This window comes from Colwellia psychrerythraea, assembly GCF_000764185.1.
Classification (GTDB): domain Bacteria; phylum Pseudomonadota; class Gammaproteobacteria; order Enterobacterales; family Alteromonadaceae; genus Colwellia; species Colwellia psychrerythraea_B.
Map to the genome: position 1 here is coordinate 63,044 of NZ_JQEC01000070.1, position 20,115 is coordinate 83,158.

At 39.4% G+C, this 20,115-nt stretch carries 13 protein-coding genes; 7 read left to right on the forward strand and 6 right to left on the reverse strand.

Features of this window, described 5'->3' with window-relative positions:
• Positions 1-97: 97 nt before the first annotated feature.
• From GAB14E_RS02420 to uvrA, 3 genes are all read right to left on the reverse strand, one after another.
• Positions 98-2,020, reverse strand: coding sequence for a propionyl-CoA synthetase (locus GAB14E_RS02420; RefSeq protein ID WP_269429137.1), 1,923 nt, complete (start codon positions 2,018-2,020; stop codon positions 98-100).
• Between the two features lie 286 nt (positions 2,021-2,306).
• The gene (locus tag GAB14E_RS02415; RefSeq protein ID WP_033084237.1) at positions 2,307-2,849 is read right to left on the reverse strand and encodes a GNAT family N-acetyltransferase; all 543 of its coding nucleotides are present in this window, start codon (positions 2,847-2,849) and stop codon (positions 2,307-2,309) included.
• Between the two features lie 95 nt (positions 2,850-2,944).
• A complete protein-coding gene (gene uvrA, locus GAB14E_RS02410) occupies positions 2,945-5,776 on the reverse strand; it encodes an excinuclease ABC subunit UvrA (protein WP_033084217.1) in 2,832 nt (943 codons plus the stop codon).
• 295 nt (positions 5,777-6,071) lie between these two features.
• Here uvrA and GAB14E_RS02405 point away from each other — a divergent pair, with 295 nt between their 5' ends.
• Complete coding sequence (locus GAB14E_RS02405) at positions 6,072-7,436, forward strand: MFS transporter (protein WP_033084218.1); 1,365 nt, start codon at positions 6,072-6,074, stop codon at positions 7,434-7,436.
• Positions 7,437-7,578: 142 nt separating this feature from the next.
• Positions 7,579-7,794 carry a dodecin gene (locus tag GAB14E_RS02400; RefSeq protein WP_033084219.1) on the forward strand — a complete coding sequence of 72 codons (216 nt, stop codon included), beginning with the start codon at positions 7,579-7,581 and terminating at the stop codon, positions 7,792-7,794.
• Between the two features lie 83 nt (positions 7,795-7,877).
• Here GAB14E_RS02400 and GAB14E_RS02395 read toward each other — a convergent pair whose 3' ends face one another.
• Positions 7,878-8,363 carry a membrane protein gene (locus GAB14E_RS02395; protein WP_033084220.1) on the reverse strand — a complete coding sequence of 162 codons (486 nt, stop codon included), beginning with the start codon at positions 8,361-8,363 and terminating at the stop codon, positions 7,878-7,880.
• A 189-nt stretch (positions 8,364-8,552) separates the two neighbouring features.
• On the opposite strand from GAB14E_RS02395, the gene GAB14E_RS02390 reads away from it, so the two are divergent.
• Together GAB14E_RS02390 and pssA are read left to right on the forward strand one after the other, a co-directional pair.
• Positions 8,553-10,595 (forward strand): oxidoreductase, encoded by a 2,043-nt coding sequence (locus tag GAB14E_RS02390; protein ID WP_033084221.1) that lies wholly within the window; start codon positions 8,553-8,555, stop codon positions 10,593-10,595.
• 380 nt (positions 10,596-10,975) lie between these two features.
• The gene (pssA, locus tag GAB14E_RS02385; protein WP_033084222.1) at positions 10,976-12,304 is read left to right on the forward strand and encodes a CDP-diacylglycerol--serine O-phosphatidyltransferase; all 1,329 of its coding nucleotides are present in this window, start codon (positions 10,976-10,978) and stop codon (positions 12,302-12,304) included.
• Between the two features lie 34 nt (positions 12,305-12,338).
• Here the strand turns inward: pssA and GAB14E_RS02380 are convergent, their stop codons facing one another.
• Both GAB14E_RS02380 and GAB14E_RS02375 read right to left on the reverse strand, forming a co-directional pair.
• The gene (locus GAB14E_RS02380; protein WP_033084223.1) at positions 12,339-14,171 is read right to left on the reverse strand and encodes a hypothetical protein; all 1,833 of its coding nucleotides are present in this window, start codon (positions 14,169-14,171) and stop codon (positions 12,339-12,341) included.
• Between the two features lie 114 nt (positions 14,172-14,285).
• Positions 14,286-15,902, reverse strand: coding sequence for an amidohydrolase family protein (locus GAB14E_RS02375; protein WP_033084224.1), 1,617 nt, complete (start codon positions 15,900-15,902; stop codon positions 14,286-14,288).
• A 124-nt stretch (positions 15,903-16,026) separates the two neighbouring features.
• On the opposite strand from GAB14E_RS02375, the gene GAB14E_RS02370 reads away from it, so the two are divergent.
• The 3 genes from GAB14E_RS02370 to GAB14E_RS02360 form a co-directional block, all read left to right on the forward strand.
• Entirely contained in the window at positions 16,027-16,431 is a 405-nt protein-coding gene (locus GAB14E_RS02370; protein ID WP_033084225.1) for an acyl-CoA thioesterase, read from the forward strand.
• Between the two features lie 307 nt (positions 16,432-16,738).
• Positions 16,739-17,446 carry a single-stranded DNA-binding protein gene (gene ssb, locus GAB14E_RS02365; RefSeq protein ID WP_033084226.1) on the forward strand — a complete coding sequence of 236 codons (708 nt, stop codon included), beginning with the start codon at positions 16,739-16,741 and terminating at the stop codon, positions 17,444-17,446.
• 680 nt (positions 17,447-18,126) lie between these two features.
• A partial coding sequence (locus GAB14E_RS02360) for a glycosyl hydrolase family 18 protein (protein WP_052094076.1) occupies positions 18,127-20,115 on the forward strand: 1,989 nt, incomplete at its 3' end.

Below are 20,115 nucleotides of genomic sequence, written 5' to 3' on the forward strand. Positions count from 1 at the left end.
AAAAGTTAAGTTATTCAAACTATTAATTTGGTTTTTACCGTGAACACTTCCTTGTGTTGGCCATGAATCAAGTCAAAGATAACGATAGTGTAGTCACTTAACTTTTATTGATATTAGCTAAGGTACTCAATAGCTCGGTTATTACTTGGCTATCCTCAATGGTTGAGGGTATTTCAACTTCTTGTCCATCAATCATTTGTCGCAACGTTTTTCGTAAAATTTTACCCGAGCGAGTCTTGGGCAACCTATCAATGATGAATAGATTTTTTAATGATGCAATTGCGCCAATGTCAGTACGAATTTTTTGTTTTAATTCAGTGATTAAATCATTATCGCTGGTGGTAATACCATTTTTTATTACTACTAATCCTAATGGCACTTGCCCTTTTAGCTCATCGTTAACGCCAACAACGGCACATTCAGCTACAGCAGGGTGAGCAGATAATACCTCTTCCATCTCACCCGTTGACAAACGATGGCCGGCCACGTTAATCACATCATCAGTCCGTCCCATGATAAATAGATAGCCACCTTCATCAATATAACCTCCATCACCAGTCATGTAATAACCAGGATAAGTTGATAAATAGCCAGAGGTTAATCGCTGAGGATCACGGTAAATTGTTGCAAGGCAACCTGGCGGAAGCGGTAGTTTTATTACGACACTGCCTTGTTTACCTGCAGGAACTTGTTGGCCATCAACATCAAGGATTTGTACATTGAAGCCTGGGACAGGATAACCAGCAGAGCCTGCTTTGGTTGCTACTATATTGCCATGCCCGTCATCTAAAGGAGTACTGGCAATTGACCAACCTGTTTCTGTTTGCCACCAATGATCAATAACAGGTAATTGTGTTTTCTCTTTAAGCCAATGGTAGGTTGTCGGATCTAAACGCTCCCCTGCTAGGTATAAACGCTTTAATGACGAAAGGTTGTAATTTTTTAGGTAGTCGCCGTTAGGGTCTTCTTTACCGATAGCGCGAAAAGCGGTTGGCGCAGTAAATAATACATTGACTTTATACTCTGCACAGACCCGCCAAAAAGCACCTGCATCGGGTGTTTTAATAGGTTTTCCTTCATAAAAAATGGTGGTACAGCCCGCCATTAAGGTGCCATAAACAATATAAGAGTGGCCAACAACCCAACCAACATCTGAGGCAGCCCAAAAAGTATCACCTTGTTGCATGCCGTAGATATTTTTCATGCTATAGAGCATAGCAACAGCGTGACCACCATTATCTCTAACCACACCTTTAGGTTTTCCTGTGGTACCTGAGGTATATAGAATATATAAAGGATCAGTGCTTTTAACTGCAACAGGAGGGATTTCTACAGCAACATCCATTTGTGTTTGCCAATCAAGATCCCTACCTTTAATTAATGACGCTTGTACTTGCTCCCGCTGATAAATAATACAGTTATTGGGTTTGTGAACGGCTATTTCTATAGCTTGATCAATTAAAGGTTTATAGGCAATTATTTTTGTTATTTCAATACCACAACTGGCACTAACAATGACTTTTGGCTCAGCATCATTGATACGAACGGCAAGTTCGTTGGCAGCAAAGCCACCAAAAACAACTGAGTGAATTGCACCAAGCCGAGCACACGCCAACATAGCAATGGCAGCTTGTGGGATCATTGGCATATATATTAATACGCGATCACCTTTAGTAACTTTTTGAGCTCTTAGAGCATCGGCAAACTTTGCCACTAAGCTAGTGAGTTCAAAATAACTAAATGTTTGTTTTATTCCCGTTACCGGAGAGTCATAGATAAGTGCCGTTTGTGAGCCTCGGCCCTGTTCAACATGATAATCCAAAGCGAGATAACAAGAGTTTAATTCGCCATCGACAAACCAATCATGCCAAGAGTTGTCATTTGTCGACAATATTGTTTCTGGACTTTTGTACCAAGCAACAAGTTTTGCTTGTTCTTGCCAATATTTCTCGGGTGATTTGAGTGATAATTCATGTTGGGCAGAATGTTGCATACTGTTGGCCTTAGTCTTTTTATTGATAGTTTACTTTAAAACTGTCGACAAAATATACCAATTAGACCTTTGGCTAATGTTTGAGCATTTTTTAGTGCTTGTAGAAATACAAACACTATTTCAATAAAGAAGGACGCAGGGGGGATTTGAATTTAAAACCTTGTATTAAGTGTTTGATTATCAGTCAGAGCACAGCTTAACTTGGCAAGCGTAGTTTTCAGGTGATGTGCTGAAAACATTACTCAACCTGTCGCTATTTTCAATGAAGTATCAGTGTAAATATTCGCCAATGTTGTTCGGTTACTAGGTGTGCTTATTCTGTCACCGACATCTGATAATGAACTGCATCAAAATCACCGATTGGATCTGTGTGTAAATATGCTCTGACAAAGCTCATCCCCATTTTTTTCATAACACCAACAGAAGCCAAGTTATCAGCCACTGCAAGCGCGGAGACATGAGTTACATCTGTGTTAGCAACTACTGCGTTTTTAACCGCTATTGCCGCTTCTGTGGCATAACCTTTACCCCAAGTATTTTGGAAAAAACGCCAGCCTAATTCTAAGTCTTGCACGTTTGCTGACTCAGTAAAAAATGCCATCGGGCGGATTAATACCCAGCCGAAATACTCATCGGTTAACTTGTCTGATACTTGCCATATTCCCCAGCCTAAATCGGGATTACGGTACTTTTCCATGCGTGGTATAAATACCGAATTAATTTTTTCCATAGTTGTCGGCTCACCACCGTTAAGAAACTGCATCACTGCTGGGTCTTGGTCTAACTGCCACAACGCTTGAGCATCTTCGATGCCCATTAATCTAAACTTAAGGCGTTCACTATTGTTGATTTTCATAATAAACCTATTAAAAGGGTAGGGGCCAAGCATAATGCAATAGCTTTTGCATTATGCTTGCTTGAATCGGGTTTTATTGTTCCAGTTATGAGAGCTTATGACGACTCCAACAAAGGCTTTAAAAATCTCGCGGTATGGGAGGTTTTATGTTTTGCTACTTGCTCAGGAGTACCAGTCACTAATATCTCACCACCACCAGAGCCACCTTCAAGGCCTAAGTCGATAATCCAATCGGCAGTTTTAACCACATCTAAGTTATGTTCAATCACTACTATGGTGTTGCCATGGTCACGTAATCGATGAATAACCTGCAGTAACTGTTTGATATCGTGAAAATGTAGACCAGTGGTGGGCTCATCTAAAATATATAACGTTTTGCCGGTATCACGTTTGGATAACTCTTTTGAAAGTTTAACACGCTGCGCCTCACCACCTGATAACGTTACCGCAGACTGGCCTAACTTGATATAACCTAAACCAACGTCAAGCAAGGTTTGCAGTTTACGTTTAACCGCAGGAATGGCATTGAAGAACTCATAAGCATCTTCAATGGTCATATCCAATACTTCATGGATATTTTTACCTTTATACAATACTTCGAGGGTTTCACGATTATAACGCTTACTTTTACATACATCACAAGGTACATAAACATCAGGTAAAAAGTGCATCTCTACCTTGATCATGCCATCACCTTGGCAAGCTTCACAGCGACCACCTTTAACGTTAAAGCTAAAGCGGCCAGATTTATAACCACGCGAGCGAGACTCTTGTGTGGCGGAAAATATATCGCGTACAGCGGTAAATATACCTGTATAAGTGGCAGGATTTGAGCGTGGTGTTCTGCCTATAGGGCTTTGATCAATATCGATAACTTTATCTAAATGCTCTAAACCTCGAATGCTTTTATAGGGGGCCGGTTCATCAATGGTGGCACCATTGAGTTCAATATGAGCGAGTTTATATAAGGTGTCGTTAATCAGTGTTGATTTTCCAGAGCCGGAAACACCAGTAACACAAGTCATTAAACCTGTTGGAATAACCAAGTTAACATTTTTTAAATTGTTGCCGCTGGCACCTTTTAGCTCTACCACGGCTTTTTTATCAAAGGCATGACGTTTCTTTGGTATTTCAATGCGCTCGACACCGGAAAGGTATTTGCCAGTGAGAGAATCTTTACAGGCTAAAATATCATCGACTGTGCCTTGGGCGATAATTTCACCACCATGCACACCCGCGCCTGGGCCAATATCAATGACAAAGTCTGCTGCACGAATCGCATCTTCATCATGTTCAACCACTATCACGGTATTCCCTAAATCACGCAGGTGTATTAGGGTGCTAAGTAAGCGTTCATTATCACGCTGATGTAGGCCGATAGACGGCTCATCTAATACGTACATTACGCCCACTAAACCTGCGCCAATTTGGCTAGCTAAACGTATTCGTTGCGCTTCACCACCCGATAGGGTGTTAGCGCCGCGTGATAAGTTGAGGTAATTCAGGCCAACGTTAACCAAAAATCCTAAACGTTCGTTGATCTCTTTTAATATTTTTTCAGCGACTTGTCCCTTTTGCCCGGTTAACGCTAAACATTGAAAAAAGGCCAATGTTTCACTAATTGATAGTTCGGCGATTATGTTTAGCGGCGTATCAGCAATAAAAACATTACGCGCTTCTAATCGTAAGCGACTACCATTACAGTCGGGGCAATGTTGTGAATTAAGGTATTTGCCTAATTCTTCACGCACCGCGTTTGACTCAGTTTCTTTATAACGGCGCTGCATATTATTAATGATGCCTTCAAATGCATGTTTACGCAGCACAACATCACCGCGGTCATTCATATACTTAAATTCAATTTCATCTTCGCCACTGCCATAAAGCACAACTTTTTGAGCTTGTGCGGATAACTTATTAAATGGTTTATCAACTTGAAATTTATAATGTTGGGCAAGGGCTTGTAACATTTGAAAGTAATAAAAGTTACGCTTATCCCAGCCACGCACCGCTCCGGCAGCAAGGCTTAAATCTTTGTTAGCGATAACACGTGAGCTATCGAAGAATTGTTCAATGCCTAAACCATCACATGTTTGACAAGCACCTGCAGGATTATTAAAAGAGAATAAACGCGGCTCTAATTCTTGCATGCTATAACCACAGCGTGAACAAGCAAAGTTTGCAGAAAATAGTAACTCTTCTCTATTAGGTTCATCCATAAAGGCAACTTTGGCAGTACCAGAGGTTAAACCTAAAGTTGTTTCAAAAGATTCAGAAAGGCGTAATTGAATCTCACCACGTACTTTTAGCCGATCAACTACAACTTCTATAGTGTGTTTTTTATGTAATTCTAATGGTGGTGGATCGGACAAGTCACAAACTTCACCATCAATACGGGCTCGAATAAAGCCTTGCGCGGCTAAGTTATCAAGCAACTTTACGTGCTCACCTTTACGGTCTTGAACAATAGGAGCAAGCAGCATTACTTTAGTGCCTTCCTCAAGCTCAAGTACTTTATCTACCATTTGCGACACAGTTTGTGCCGCTAAGGCTTGGCCATGCTCAGGACAACGCGGCTCGCCGACACGGGCATATAACAATCTTAGGTAATCGTAAATTTCAGTGATAGTACCGACGGTTGATCGTGGATTATGTGAGGTTGATTTTTGTTCAATAGAAATTGCCGGCGATAAACCTTCAATATGATCTACATCAGGTTTTTCCATTAAAGATAAAAATTGACGAGCGTAGGCAGAAAGCGATTCTACATAACGGCGCTGACCTTCAGCGTAGAGAGTATCAAAGGCAAGAGATGATTTCCCAGAGCCTGAAAGACCAGTAATTACCACGAGTTTATCTCGAGGAATTGTTAAACTAATGTCTTTGAGGTTGTGAGTGCGGGCCCCTCTAACTTCAATACTTTTCATGCGTTTTTTAACTCAAATGGCGGTAAAATAGAACCGACTATTATGGCATAGAAATAATGGTATAAAAACTAATCTAGGGCATAATAGTAAAATAAACTGTTTATTTTTACAGTGTAGTTTTAGCTACCTAGAAAATAAAAAATAGAGATATGTTGTTATGCAGACGAACCAACAATTATCATGACGTTTGTGCTTAATACCTTGTTTTCATTGTTGGCATTTTTTTGTGTTAGTTTGCATGATAAACTAGCGGCAATTTTTTCCGACTCTTCCATTTTTAGGTTATAGCAACGTTATGAGTGTTTCAGGTTTAAACCGTATTGAGAAAAAAGCCGCCTTTTCCTTAGCCAGTGTCTTTGGCGTGCGTATGTTAGGCTTATTCATGATATTACCGGTATTTGCCATATATGGTGAAGAGCTTACCGGATATAGCCCAATTTGGTTAGGCTTAGCCATTGGCGCATACGGGCTAACACAAGCTTTATTGCAAATACCTATGGGTATTCTGTCAGACAAATTCGGTCGAAAGCCGGTGATACTTGCCGGCTTAGTGATCTTTCTTATTGGTAGTGTTGTCGCGGCAATGTCGGAAACTATTTATGGTGTTGTACTCGGGCGTGCCATTCAAGGAATGGGTGCTATTGCTAGTGCCATATTGGCTTTGGCGGCTGATTTAAGCAGAGAAGAGCAGCGCCCCAAAGTGATGGCCACCATTGGTATGTTTATCGGCTTATCATTCACCTTTGCTATGATTTTAGGGCCAATAGTGGCTGATGCTTTTGGTTTAAGTGGCTTGTTTTGGTTCACGGGACTATTGACTATTTTAGCTATGGCTATGATCCAATTTATGGTGCCAAACTCAGTTAATAAAGCTCCTCGAGGTGATCTGGTTGCCTTACCAGAGCAAATTACCCGATTAATTCGCCATCCGCAGCTATCACGATTAAATTGGGGGGTTTTCATTTTACATATGGCATTAACTGCTTGTTTTATTACCCTGCCTAAACAATTTGTTGCGAGTGGTTTATCCCTTGAAAATCACTGGCAAATATATCTACCGACCTTGTTAGGCTCTTTCTTTTTAATGGTACCGTTTATGATTTTCGCCATTAAAAAACAAAAAGAAAAACCTATGTTCAGCGCAGCTATTACGCTGTTAGCTTCGGCTCTATTTTTACTTTGGTTATTACCAAGTGGTTTCTGGAGTTTAGTACTATCTGTAGTGTTATTTTTTACAGCGTTTAACTATTTAGAGGCTACCATGCCGTCAATCTTATCGCGCATTGCACCTGCAGGTGTTAAAGGTAGTGTTATGGGGATTTACTCAAGTAGCCAGTTTTTAGGCGCTTTTGTTGGTGGTATTATTGGTGGTTATATTGCCAGTCAATACGGTGAGCAAACTATCTTTTTAGTGATGGCCGTAGTCACGGTTATTTGGTTACTGTTAAGTTTTGGTATGCAGCCATTGAAAAAATCAAAAAGCTTTAGTTTTGCCACTAATATTACTTGTGAAGAAGAGGCTGAAAAAATGGCTGAACAGTTAATTAATATGCCTGGTGTTATTGAAGCAACGTTTGTACATACTGAAGCAGTTGCTTATCTGAAAGTAGATGATAAAACGGTTGATTTAATTGCTATTAAAGCTATGTTACAAGGTTAAATTACAAAATATAATTGCCACAGTACGTTGGAGGTATACCTGTTAAATAGCTGTTGCAGCATTAATATGGAACACCTATCAGCAATCTCAAAAAAGCGCGCTACACTAAAGGTTATTCACTCTTAATGTAGCGGTGCCTATCATGTCAGATCATCACACTTACAAAAAAATTGAAATGGTTGGTTCATCTAAAACCAGTATTGAAAATGCCATAGAAAATGCTCTGGCAGAATGTCATAAAACTATAAAAAATATGGATTGGTTTGAGGTAACTGAAACCCGAGGTCATATAGTTGATGGCGCTGTTGGTCATTACCAAGTAACTTTGAAGATAGGTTTTAAAATAGCATCAAGCTAATGTTAGATAACTTTGCTACTTTTGAGTTTATTTTACGCTACTTACTTGAGTCATATTTCTTTAGTGAAATTACTTTAGTGAAGTTATTTAAGTGAACTTACGTAATCTTCTAACTTGTTTGCGCCGAGCATAATTTCTATATCATCATCTTGTTGTTTACCAATTAGTGCAATACCCATGGGTGATTGAGGTGTTATTACTGTGATGCTTTTCTGATCTAGCTGGTAGCGAAAACCACCAGCGGCAGGGCCGATGAAAAACCAGTGATTGGCTTTCTCATCCGCCGATAGCTGTACTAAAGCACCTAAAGTGATATAACTATCAACATTGAACTCAACGAGTTCAAGTGCATTATAAGCGTCGATAGCATGCTGGAATTCAGTCACTCGTCGAGATAGCCCTTCAGCTAAGTAGCTAGCTTCTATTGCTAAGGTATCATATTGCGTTTCAGCAACACTTTGATCGTCAACGGCTGCAGCGTGTGCTTCATTCGCTGCATCAATGGCTTGCTGGAGCTCTTTTTTTAATGCTATGACAATGTGCTCTATTAACTGTTTTTTATTGGACATGAAACTTTATTCTACCGTATTTTTTATTGATTTAAGCAAGTAGTCGTTGTAACTAACTTTTGTGACTCATTAACTCTATTCTTAAGTTAATGCTAACTGGATGATTTTAACATAACTTGTATTTTTAGCTAAATGTCAGTAAATTAATGAATCTATTACAACTGGTACGACCAATAGCAGAGCATAATTATGACAACAACTGCCTACCCAAATTTATTAGCGCCATTAGACCTTGGCTTTACTCAATTAGCTAATCGTGTGCTTATGGGATCTATGCATACAGGATTAGAAGAAGAGCGTGGCGGTTTTGCTAAATTAGCTGCATTTTATCAAGCAAGAGCTAAGGGGGGCGTAGGTTTGATTGTTACCGGTGGTGTTAGCCCTAACCTACGTGGCAGAATAGCACCTTTTGGCAGTGAATTAAGTCACTTTTGGCAAGCAAATAAACATAAACAAGTCACTGATGCTGTACACCAATATCCAACCAAAATTTGTTTGCAACTGTTGCATACCGGCCGGTACGCTTACCACCCTTTCGGCGTAGCGCCAAGTAAAATTAAATCACCTATTTCTCCGTTTACCCCAAAGGCTATGTCGGTTAGGCAAATTAACTCAACCATTAAAGATTACGCATACTCAGCAAAATTAGCAGCTAAAGCAGGTTACGATGGCGTTGAAATTATGGGCTCAGAAGGATATTTGATTAACCAGTTTGCTTGTCTTCGCACCAATAAACGCACCGATGAATGGGGCGGGAGCATTGAAAACAGAATGCGCCTAGGCATTGAAACCATCAAAGCAGTACGTGCTAAAGTAGGCGAAAATTTTATTATAATCTTCCGCTTATCCATGTTGGATTTAGTGGAAGGGGGAAATAGCTGGCAAGAAGTTGTCACTATGGCAAAAGCGGTAGAAAAAGCCGGAGCCACGTTAATTAATACCGGGATTGGTTGGCATGAAGCACGTGTTCCTACCATAGTTACTTCTGTGCCTAGAGCCGCATTTACTTGGGTAACTGAGAAAATGAAAAACGAAGTTTCTATTCCACTTATCACTACAAACCGTATTAATACACCAGATGTTGCCGAAGCCGTATTAGCATCAGGGCAAGCAGATATGGTTTCAATGGCAAGACCTTTCCTTGCTGATGCCGATTTTGTTAATAAAGCTGCGGATAATAAAGCTGATGAAATTAATACCTGTATTGGTTGTAATCAGGCTTGTTTGGATCATGTTTTTGCCCAAAAGCGTGCCTCTTGTTTAGTAAATCCTATGGCATGTTACGAAACTGAGCTGGTTATTGAAAAAACTGAAAAAGTTAAAAAACTAGCGGTAATAGGGGCTGGGCCTGCAGGTTTAGCCTTTAGTGTTTATGCAGCAGAGCGTGGTCATAAAGTTGAGTTATTTGATAAAATAAGTGAAATTGGCGGTCAGTTTAATGTTGCTAAGCAAGTCCCCGGCAAAGAAGAATTCTTTGAGACACTACGTTATTTTAACAAGCAACTCAGTTTGCACGATATTAAAGTACACCTTAATAGTGAACAAAGTGCAGAGAAATTAATTGCTGCAGGCTTTGATGAAGTGGTTCTTGCCACAGGAATTAAACCGAGAAAATTAGACATAACAGGGTTAGATGAGGGGTTTGTTAGTCAAAAAGTACTGACATACTTGCAAGTATTACGCGATAAAGTTGAGGTTGGCAACAATGTGGCGATTATCGGCGCTGGCGGTATTGGTTTTGATGTGGCGACCTATTTGTCTGAAAAATCATTAACCAATGATCCTGATGCCTGGCTTAAAAATTGGGGTGTTGATAAAGATTATCAGCAAAGTGGCGCATTATTAAATAAAAAAGATATCCCGATACATACTCCTCCAAGAAAGATTACTCTGATACAGCGTAAAACTACCAAGGTAGGTAAAGGTTTAGGTAAAACCTCTGGTTGGGTACACCGAGCTAATTTAGTTAAACAAGGTGTAAATATGGTTGCTGGAGCTACTTATAAAGCGATTAACGAGAAAGGTTTATTGATTGAGGTTGATGGTAAAGAGCAACTACTTGAAGTTGATAATATCATAATCTGCGCAGGGCAAGAATCCAATCGAGACTTACAACAAGCATTAGTTGATGGCGGCCTACCGGTGCACCTTATTGGTGGTGCTAATGTTGCCGCAGAGCTTGATGCAAAGCGTGCAATTCGACAAGCAGCCGAATTGGCAGTAAACATTTAGGCGTAATTTGCGCCTATCTACCGAGATATCACAGGGAGCTATTGTTCTTTCGAGGTTGAGTTTTGTTCTAGATAAAAGTGCTTTAATCGCAGCGAGTAGTGTGTAGCCTAGTCACTCTAAGCAAATACTACTCAACAAAGAGTAAAGTGCTTTTAGTCGAATCCTACGGGCAGCGTTTGTTGATTGTTTTTGCTTCGTTATCGCCTTTTTATGTAGCACAACTACATTACAAAGACTCTATCTTGCATAAACCTCCAATAATCGCTGTAAAAACTACCCCAAAAGTTCAAAAGCCCCGAGCTAACCGAAGAAAAACCCTATATTTCTTCGGTTTATTATTGATATACTGTCGCGAATTAATGTTTTTTAGATAGAGCACAGTGCAAGAAATAATTGTCGATGGTGGTGATGTAGAGTTTTTTACCACGCCTAAAGAATACAAACAGCAGTTGTTGTTACTAATTTCAGGTGCGCGCCAGCGTATCTTCATTACTGCCTTGTATTTACAAGATGACGACGCGGGTAGAGAAACCCTGCATGCGTTATATCAAGCGAAAGCAAACTTTCCTGAACTAGAAATTAATATATTTGTTGATTTTAACCGCGGTAAACGGGGTTTAATTGGAGAGAAGGCAAGCTTAGGTAACCGTGCACTTTATTTGCAATTAGCACAAGACTACCCCCAAACGATCAATATTTATGGTGTGGCAGTAAAACGCAAAGAAGTCTTTGGCGTTTTACATCTTAAAGGTATGGTCTTTGATGACATACTTTTCTATACCGGCGCTAGTATTAACGATATTTACCTACATCAAGGTGAACGTTACCGCTTAGACAGATACTGTACTATCAGAAGTTCAGCATTAGCCGATAGCTTTTGTTTATACTTAACTGAAACTTTTATTGACTCCGCTCTTGCGCCGCTGCTTAATCAAGAATGGTTACCTGATGTAGTAGAGCAAAAGAAAACCCTTGTTGCATTAAAACTTCAGTTAAAAAAATCTCATTATAGTGTTGCTCAACAGGCAAACCTCAGTGCATCAAAACTTGTCAGCGATAAAGTTTTTATTACGCCGCTAGTTGGCTTTGGCCGTCGTAAAAACCAGCTAAACCAAGCGACTCGTCATTTAGTGCAAAAAGCTGATAACAATATAGTGTTATTCACACCTTACTTTAACCTACCTCATGCACTAGCCAGAGATGTTATTAGAGCACTAAAACGTGGTGTTAAAACCACTGTTGTTGTTGGTGATAAAACAGCTAATGATTTCTTTATTGGTAACGATGATGATTTTAGTACTATCGGCATCATTCCTTACGTATATGAAATGTTACTTAAACGTTTTGTAAAACGGTATCAGAACTTTATTGATCAAGGTTTATTGAATATTCATTTGTGGAAAGATAAAGATAACAGCTTTCACTTAAAGGGTTTGCGAGTCGATGATCGCTACCATTTGATCACCGGCAGTAATTTAAATCCACGTGCTTGGGCACTTGATTTAGAGAATGGTTTAGTTATCGATGATGCCAATAAACACTTTTTACAAAAAACAGATGATGAATTACTTGGCATCTTAGTGAACACCACTAAAATATCTCATTTTTCTGATATTGATTCAGTTGATGACTACCCAGAAAAGCCACAGAAATTATTGAAAAAAATACGTGTAGCCCAAATTGATAGAGTTTTGAAACGTTTTTTGTAGTTTAGTTAGTTAGTTAGTTAGTTCAAGAAAGAGTTTAAAAAGACTTCTTTGCCTGTACTCTAATTTCAAAACTATTAATATCAGGGTTATCACTTTGTGGAAAAGCAAAGTCGATATGAATAATTGGGTGATTGCCACCAGAGTGAGGGGAGTGCAATCTTAAACCTAATCCAGCAGAGCCTAACCAACCATTTTCTATATTTTTAACCGTCGACTCTCCATAGGTTCGACCGGCATCGACAAAAGCTACACCTGCTATATCAAAGAGTTTAAAAATATTGATTTCAGGATAATATCTGATTTCAGAAGTAACTTTAATACTATTTTGTCCGTGTTGGTATTGCAGAGGAAAGCCACGTAAACCGGTATTTCCGCCCATTGTCACGGGACTATCTAAATATTGATTTTTACTGACCACATTGGCATTGCTTAAATAAAACCCCCAGCTTTTGTTTAGTTGATAAAAATACTCGCCGCTAAGCCTTACCAACAAACGGCTGTTCCTTTCTTGATAAATATCGTTCGCCAATGCGAAATCAAGCAGTAGCAAGGCATTGTCATGCAAGTTAAAGCCTTTTTTTACTCGCATTTTCCATACAGTCCAAGCCGAATTTTCTTTGTTGCCATTACCTATGCCAAGGCGAGAGTTAAGTTGCCAACCATGGTTAAAGTCCTCAATTTGGGTGATCAAATGTACGTTTGTTAACTTCCTAAAATCTTTTTCTATGTATTCAAATGCGAACCATGGGTAGAGTAAATCTCTATCCTCAGGTCGAACAGTGGTTAGCGACTGATTGCCTAATTCACTACTTTGTTCAGTTGATAGTGCCGAGAAAGTATCTTTATCTTGTGTTATACCTAAACGATACCTCAATAAACGACTATCACTGTTAAAATTTAACCAAGCATAGTTGCCTTCTTTAAAGCTAATTTCATGTCCAAACACACTTTGATCTTGACCATTTTGAAAAATAGTATCGTTTCGCGACTCTTCATTAAAACCTAAGTTATAAGATGTTTTTGTATGGAAACTGGCGAACATCTTATGAAGAAATAAGCTATGTTGTTGGCCATCATCGTTGTCAGCAAATTTTAATTTAAGCTCAGTGTTTTGTTTTAGAAAAAGCGGGACGGCGGCGTGTATTTTGTAGCCAGAACGCTGGGTGTTACGGTATGACTGGATTTCAGTATCTATGCCTAGGCCAAGTAAGTTACGCTCTTTGATACCAAAACTGTAAGTGTTTATGCCGCCTTTACGACCAAAACTGATTGTCGGCATGAGCGACCAGTTATCCCAGGTAGTAATAGTAATGTTTTTCACATCAGTATCACTGCTAACTTTGGCATCTCTTAGGTACTTTCTGCTGCGTAAATGACGCTCTAACTCCGCCATATCAGCAAGAGTTTTTGTACACTTTTTAATAAAAAAATGCGCTTCATTTTCTAGCGTCATAATTTTGGTATCAATGTGAATAGCATTGGCCCAGCGATGTAAAAAAGATATGCCCTCTTCATTTTCATCGAAGATGGTTTGTGGTTTAAATGTTATCAAGGGTTGGTTTGTATCACACATTGAAGTGTCATCTGGAGAAACTGTAGCGCTTTTATCGACAGTCAGCTCATTGACTATTTCAGCATGCATTGATTTGGTAAACTTTGCGCTGTTATTGAGAGGTTTAGTCGTTTCTTGACTTGCTTGTTCGATGGCAGATACAGATAAATTAGTGAGTAGCAGACAACCGACTAACAATGATAGTAGTCTAGTTATTGCCTTATCTCGCCAAATAAGTGAGATATATGATATGGATATTGGCGATATGACATTATATTTTTTTATTTTTTTTATGGTTGTTAATAAAAACTGCATCGCTTACCTAAACTAAAGGTTAAAAGAGTGAAATATTGATATATCACTCTTTTAACTATAGCGGTAACTATTATAAACAACATTGTTTATTAAGCTTTTTTGCAAATGTTTGATTTAGTTTCTTGCCCGCTTAACACCGTCAATTTTCTTTATTTTAGCCTGTTCAACCATGGCTCTTACTTGTTCTAGTAGCAATTTAGCATCGTAAACAATGCCGTCTTTTACCGTGTAATTTACCCCACCTGCACGTATGGGTTTGTTATTTTCATCTAAACGAAAATGTCCCGTGCCATAAAGTACTTTGAAGTTACGTAATGGGTTTTCGCCTACTATCACTAGATCTGCTTTTTTACCTACACGGATAGAGCCAATTTCATCCGCCATGCCAAGTGCCTCAGCGCCATTAATGGTTGCTGATTGGATAACTTCTAAAGCATTAAAACCGGCTTCTCTCAATAGCTCTAATTCACGAATATAACTAAAACCATATATTTTAAAGATATAACCAGAATCTGAGCCTACAGTTACTCGACCACCATGATTTTTATAATCATTTACAAAACTCATCCATTGTTGGTAATTTTTCTTCCAGGCAATCTCGTCATCGGTAGTCCAGTCAAACCAATATGAGCCATGAGCATTGCGGTTCGGTTGAAAGAAGTCCCACAATGTTGGCAGGGTGTATTCTTTGTGCCAATCGGCATTCATGTCGCGCATTAAATCGCGATTTGCTTCATAAATGGTAAATGTTGGATTTAAGGTGAAATCTAAACTGAGTAACTCATCACGTACACTTAACCACTTTTCACTATTTTTCTTTGCTGCCTGTTGCCATAACCTACCTGCTTCAGCAAACCTATGTTGTTCATTATTATAATTGTATTCTGGTGAGTAATTTTGAATATGCTGATGTTCAAATAACGCTTCAGGTAAACCATACCAATGTTCCATTGACGTCAAACCTAAACGGGCTGAATCAAGTACGTTCATATTGGTTACATCAAGTTGGGCGTGGTGCATCATACTACCTAAGCCTTGCTTATCAGCTTCGGTGAGTGCTGCTGTCATTATCTCTGGGGTAGCACCAAAAAACTTAATACCTTTTGCGCCTTTTTTAGGAATAGACTTTACCCACGTTTTCGCTTGTTTTGCTGTCGTTATACTTTCATCCAGACCTAAACCAAAGACAAAATATGGCATGATACGAGGGGCAGCAATGCTGTTTTCTTCACTGCGTCTTACGTGGTCCATTACCCAATCAATACCATTAAAACTGCCGGGTTCTCTTACTGTGGTAATACCATGAGCTAACCATAACTTAAATACGTATTCAGCTGGGATATTATCAGCACTACCGCCAATATGACCATGCATATCAATAAAACCAGGCATTACGTATTGGCCTTCAATGTCTATTTCTTTATCACCAGGGCGAGCTTTAGGGCGACGGTTTGGCTTTATAGGCACTCCAGGGTTACCCACATTGACGATTTTAACAATGCGATCGTTTTCAATAACAATATCCATGGGGCCACGTGCTGGAGCGCCTTCGCCATTGATAATAATACCACCGCGAAGAATTAATCGCTTATAAGGACCATCACCTGTTGTTCGCTCAGGTGCTTTGGCATCAACAGCCGCTATGGCTTCTGAGGAAGTGGTTAGGCTCACGACAAATGAAAGCGCGAAGTAAGTACAAAAGCAGGTAACTAAGGATAAAGATTTATTCATTTATTTATCTCTAATATTTATGATATTTCTGATGTGAGTAAGATACTATATCTTATATTAAAAAGTAATATGAGCTGTAGTTAAATGAGTTACAGTAAAGATAAAAATTAGTTGAAGGTTAATTATGTTCAGTGAAAAAATGATGCCACACTTTAGTGATACCGATGCCTTAGGTCATATTAATAATACTAAGCCACCCATTTGGTTTGAAGGGGCACGAGCACCTATTTTTAAGTTTTTTACCCCGGATTTAGATCCAAAAAAATGGCAGCTTATTATCGCTAAAATAGAAGTTTCTTATCATGGACAGCTCTTTTATGGTCAAGAGATCGAGATAAAAACCTTCATTAGTCGAATTGGTGGTGCCTCGTTTGATGTTTATCAAGAGCTTTGGCAACACGGTGAAAAATGTGTTTCGGGTACCGCTGCTATGGTTAATTTTGATTATAAGGCGCAGAGCTCTAAAAAAATATCTGTTGATATTCGAGCTCAACTTACAGAACATTTGATAGAGCTCGAAGTATCTTGATTGGAAAACTTTAAGCCGATACAGTCAACGTTTTGATGCTTTAGTGCTAAGTTGTTGTGATAACAATTGATTTGTCGGCAATATAATCGCTGGGTATTTACATTATCTCTGCCACACTATTTGCTGTGGCTTTTCTAAAAGATCATAAATTAAAATAAATGGCCTTTTAACAAAAAATCACTCGAATTTGATCGCCGCGCACTATAGAATTACCCTCTTAAACCAAATTTCAAAGACAAACTTTCTTCTAAGTAAATAGATAAAGAGATGGTGTATGTCTTAATAGCTCAATTAATAGGATTTTTTCATGGCGGGTGTAAATAAAGTAATCATAGTAGGTAACTTAGGTAAAGATCCTGAGGTACGTTTTATGCCAAATGGCGGTGCAGTAGCAAATATCACTGTAGCAACGTCAGACTCATGGAAAGATAAACAAACTGGTGAACAAAAAGAAAAAACAGAATGGCATCGTGTTGTTATGTTTGGAAAATTAGCTGAAATTGCTGGTGAGTACCTTAAAAAAGGTTCAAAAGTATATCTTGAAGGTTCTTTACAAACACGTAAGTGGACTAATCAACAAGGTCAAGATCAATACACTACTGAAATAGTATTACAAGGTTTTAACGGTGTAATGCAAATGTTAGATGGAAAATCATCTCAAGGGCAGAGCGGTGGCTTCTCTAACCAAGGGCAGCAGTCAGGTGGTTTCTCAAATCAAGGACAGCAGTCAGGTGGCTTCCAGCAGCAAGCACCAGCACAACAAGGTGGCTTCTCTAACCAAAGTCAGCAAGCAAAAGCTCCTGCTCAACAAGGTGGTTTTACTCCTCAACAACAAGCTCCTGCACAACAAGGTGGTTTTGCTCCTCAACAGCAAGCACCAGCACAACAAGGTGGCTTTGCTAACCAAGGACAGCAACAAGGTGGTTTCTCTAATCAAGGGCAGCAGCAACAGCAAGCTCCGAAAGTAAACCCACAAGAGCCATCAATTGATTTTGATGACGATATCCCTTTTTAGGAAACGTATAATATAAAACTGTAAATTTAAATAGTAAATTACAGTTATTAAACTAAAAACCCAGCAAAAATGCTGGGTTTTTTGTTTTTTACACTTTATTTTAGTTTCTGTTTGTTGCAACTATTGTAGTGGCTAAGTTATTTTGGCCACTAATTTATAGTTTCTATCTCACAATGGGGCACAAAGCGCATTAAAGTTTATGCTCTCTTTATCCCCTTAGAGTGCTAATCATTTAGTAGTTTACAAAGGGCATAAGTTACCACTTTAATGCCATTAACTTATTTTTTCCACAACCTTTCATAAGCAATTTATGTAAATCATTAATACTTTAATTTAACTATCACTCTATAAATCAGCAGGTTAGTGTGGGCATCTATTAAAAATAGTACAATTTAATATTAAATATCGTACAGTTTTGTTAAAAAATGTAGCCAAGGCATAAATTTGAGTGTATTGTTTTTGAGCAATACAATGACAGCGCTGTCACAAAAAAAGACAGCGCTGTCTTATAGGGCAACAGGTTAAGCCAATGATTTATCTAGTTTATAAAAATGGATTTTGGCAACTAGCATCGTTAAAAACGCTTGCTAGCGTAGGCTGTATATTGGCGAAGGTATAAAATTATAAAAATAAATAACCCTAATAAAAGCCAATTAATTGGCCACCACACAGAGGTAAGTATGAAAAGATTATTAACAGCATGCGCAGTAACCGCCGCTTTAGCTTCTACACAAGTAATAGCTGCAGCACCAGGAAAACCAACACTTACAGAACAATACGCCAACTACAACGGTAAGGGCTTTGTTACTGTTTCTGGCGAAGCAGGAGCATACAAATCACTTGTTACACGTGTTGATGTTGTTGACTTACCTGTTACTTGGTCTCCAGCTTGGAGCGGTGATGCAGCGTCATCATGGCAAGTACTTGTTAATGGAGAAGTTGCCGTTTCAGGTACGGGTGCAGGTGGTAGTGCGATTGTTCCAATTACCAGTGGTGGTCTAAAAGAGATCGTTGTGCGTTTATGTAATGACGACGGTTGTACTGACAGTGCTGCTGATCAAGCTGTTATTTCTGATACCGATGGCTCACATCTAATGCCACTTGGCGAACAAGTTGATTCTGCCAATACTAATTATGCACAATCTAAAGACCAGATCGTTGGTACTTATTTTGTTGAGTGGGGCATTTATGGCCGTAAATACTTTGTTGAAAACGTCCCTGCTAATAACTTAACGCATATTATATATGGCTTTATCCCAATGTGTGGTGAAAACAAATCACTTAAAGATGGCAATGCATCAGGTTGGAGTGTACTTCAAGCGGATTGTGCACAAAGTGAAGATTACGAGTTAGTTATTCATGATATGGGTGCAGCTTTTTGGCGTCAAAATGGCGCAGTTAAAGCCATGAAACTTGACGGAACAGCGGTAGGTTATGGTGAAGTTGGTATGGGTAACTTTGGTCATTTAATGGCGCTTAAGCAGGGTAATCCACATCTTAAAATCGTTCCATCAATTGGTGGTTGGACACTTTCGGACCCGTTTTACGGTTTTACAGATAAAGCAAATCGCGATACGTTTGTTGCTTCTTCTAAAGAATTCTTAAAAACTTGGAAATTCTTTGATGGTATTGATATCGACTGGGAATTCCCTGGTGGCGGCGGTGCACAAGCTTCATTAGGTGATCCAGTTAATGACGGTCCAGCTTATGTCGCCTTAATGAAAGAGCTTCGTGCAATGCTAGACGAACTTGCTGCAGAAACAGGTCGTGAATACGAACTAACGTCTGCTATTGGCGTAGGTTGGGATAAAATTCAAGATGTTGATTATGCCGCTGCGGCAGAATACATGGATAACATCTTTATGATGTCATACGACTTTTATGGTGCATGGGGCAGTGAGACTGGCCATCAAACAGGTCTTTACTGTGGTGCCCATATTTCTGCTGATAAATGTGCGGGTACAGGTGAGTTTGGTCCAACAACGGTTACAGATAAAACTAAAGCAGGTAACTTAGGACGTGACTCTTATGCTCCAGCAGGAATGCCTGAGTATACAACAGCTAATGCGACACGTTTATTGTTAGATCAAGGTGTACCAGCCCATAAATTAGTGGTTGGTGCAGCAATGTACGGACGTGGTTGGACTGATGTTCAAATGGTTAATGGCAGCCCAATTGGTGCTGTTGGTAATCACGTAGATAGCTCAGAGAATAACCCTTTAGTTGCTGAAGGTGGTGAAGGAACCTCAGTTGACGAAGCTGCTTGGGCATGGGAAGCAGGTATCATGGATTATCGTGGTGCGTTGAAATTCATGGCCGCAAATTCAAATGCTAAGTATGTTTGGGATAGCCAAGCAGAAGCATCATTTATTTGGGATGAAGTGAGCAGTACGTTAATAACATTAGATACGCCACGTTCAATTGAAGCAAAAGGCGTATACTTGCAAGCACAAGGATTAGGTGGGATTTTCTCTTGGGAAATTGATGGTGATGGTGGCACTGAAGCAGAGCGTACACTAAATGCGATGAATAAAGCGGTAGGTAATGCTGAAGGAATCACTGATTGGGCAGTAACACCAACACCAACTCCGACACCAACTCCGACGCCTACTCCGACGCCTACTCCGACGCCTACTCCGACGCCTACTCCAACACCAACTCCGACGCCT

Bases quoted from the DNA above. Each gene is read 5' to 3' on its own strand.
- GAB14E_RS02400 (WP_033084219.1), top strand. From the start codon at position 7,579: ATGTCAGATCATCACACTTACAAAAAAATTGAAATGGTTGGTTCATCT.
- ssb (WP_033084226.1), top strand. From the start codon at position 16,739: ATGGCGGGTGTAAATAAAGTAATCATAGTAGGTAACTTAGGTAAAGAT.
- GAB14E_RS02375 (WP_033084224.1), bottom strand. From the start codon at position 15,902: ATGAATAAATCTTTATCCTTAGTTACCTGCTTTTGTACTTACTTCGCG.
- uvrA (WP_033084217.1), bottom strand. From the start codon at position 5,776: ATGAAAAGTATTGAAGTTAGAGGGGCCCGCACTCACAACCTCAAAGAC.
- GAB14E_RS02405 (WP_033084218.1), top strand. From the start codon at position 6,072: ATGAGTGTTTCAGGTTTAAACCGTATTGAGAAAAAAGCCGCCTTTTCC.
- GAB14E_RS02380 (WP_033084223.1), bottom strand. From the start codon at position 14,171: ATGCAGTTTTTATTAACAACCATAAAAAAAATAAAAAAATATAATGTC.
- GAB14E_RS02370 (WP_033084225.1), top strand. From the start codon at position 16,027: ATGTTCAGTGAAAAAATGATGCCACACTTTAGTGATACCGATGCCTTA.
- GAB14E_RS02390 (WP_033084221.1), top strand. From the start codon at position 8,553: ATGACAACAACTGCCTACCCAAATTTATTAGCGCCATTAGACCTTGGC.
- GAB14E_RS02415 (WP_033084237.1), bottom strand. From the start codon at position 2,849: ATGAAAATCAACAATAGTGAACGCCTTAAGTTTAGATTAATGGGCATC.
- GAB14E_RS02395 (WP_033084220.1), bottom strand. From the start codon at position 8,363: ATGTCCAATAAAAAACAGTTAATAGAGCACATTGTCATAGCATTAAAA.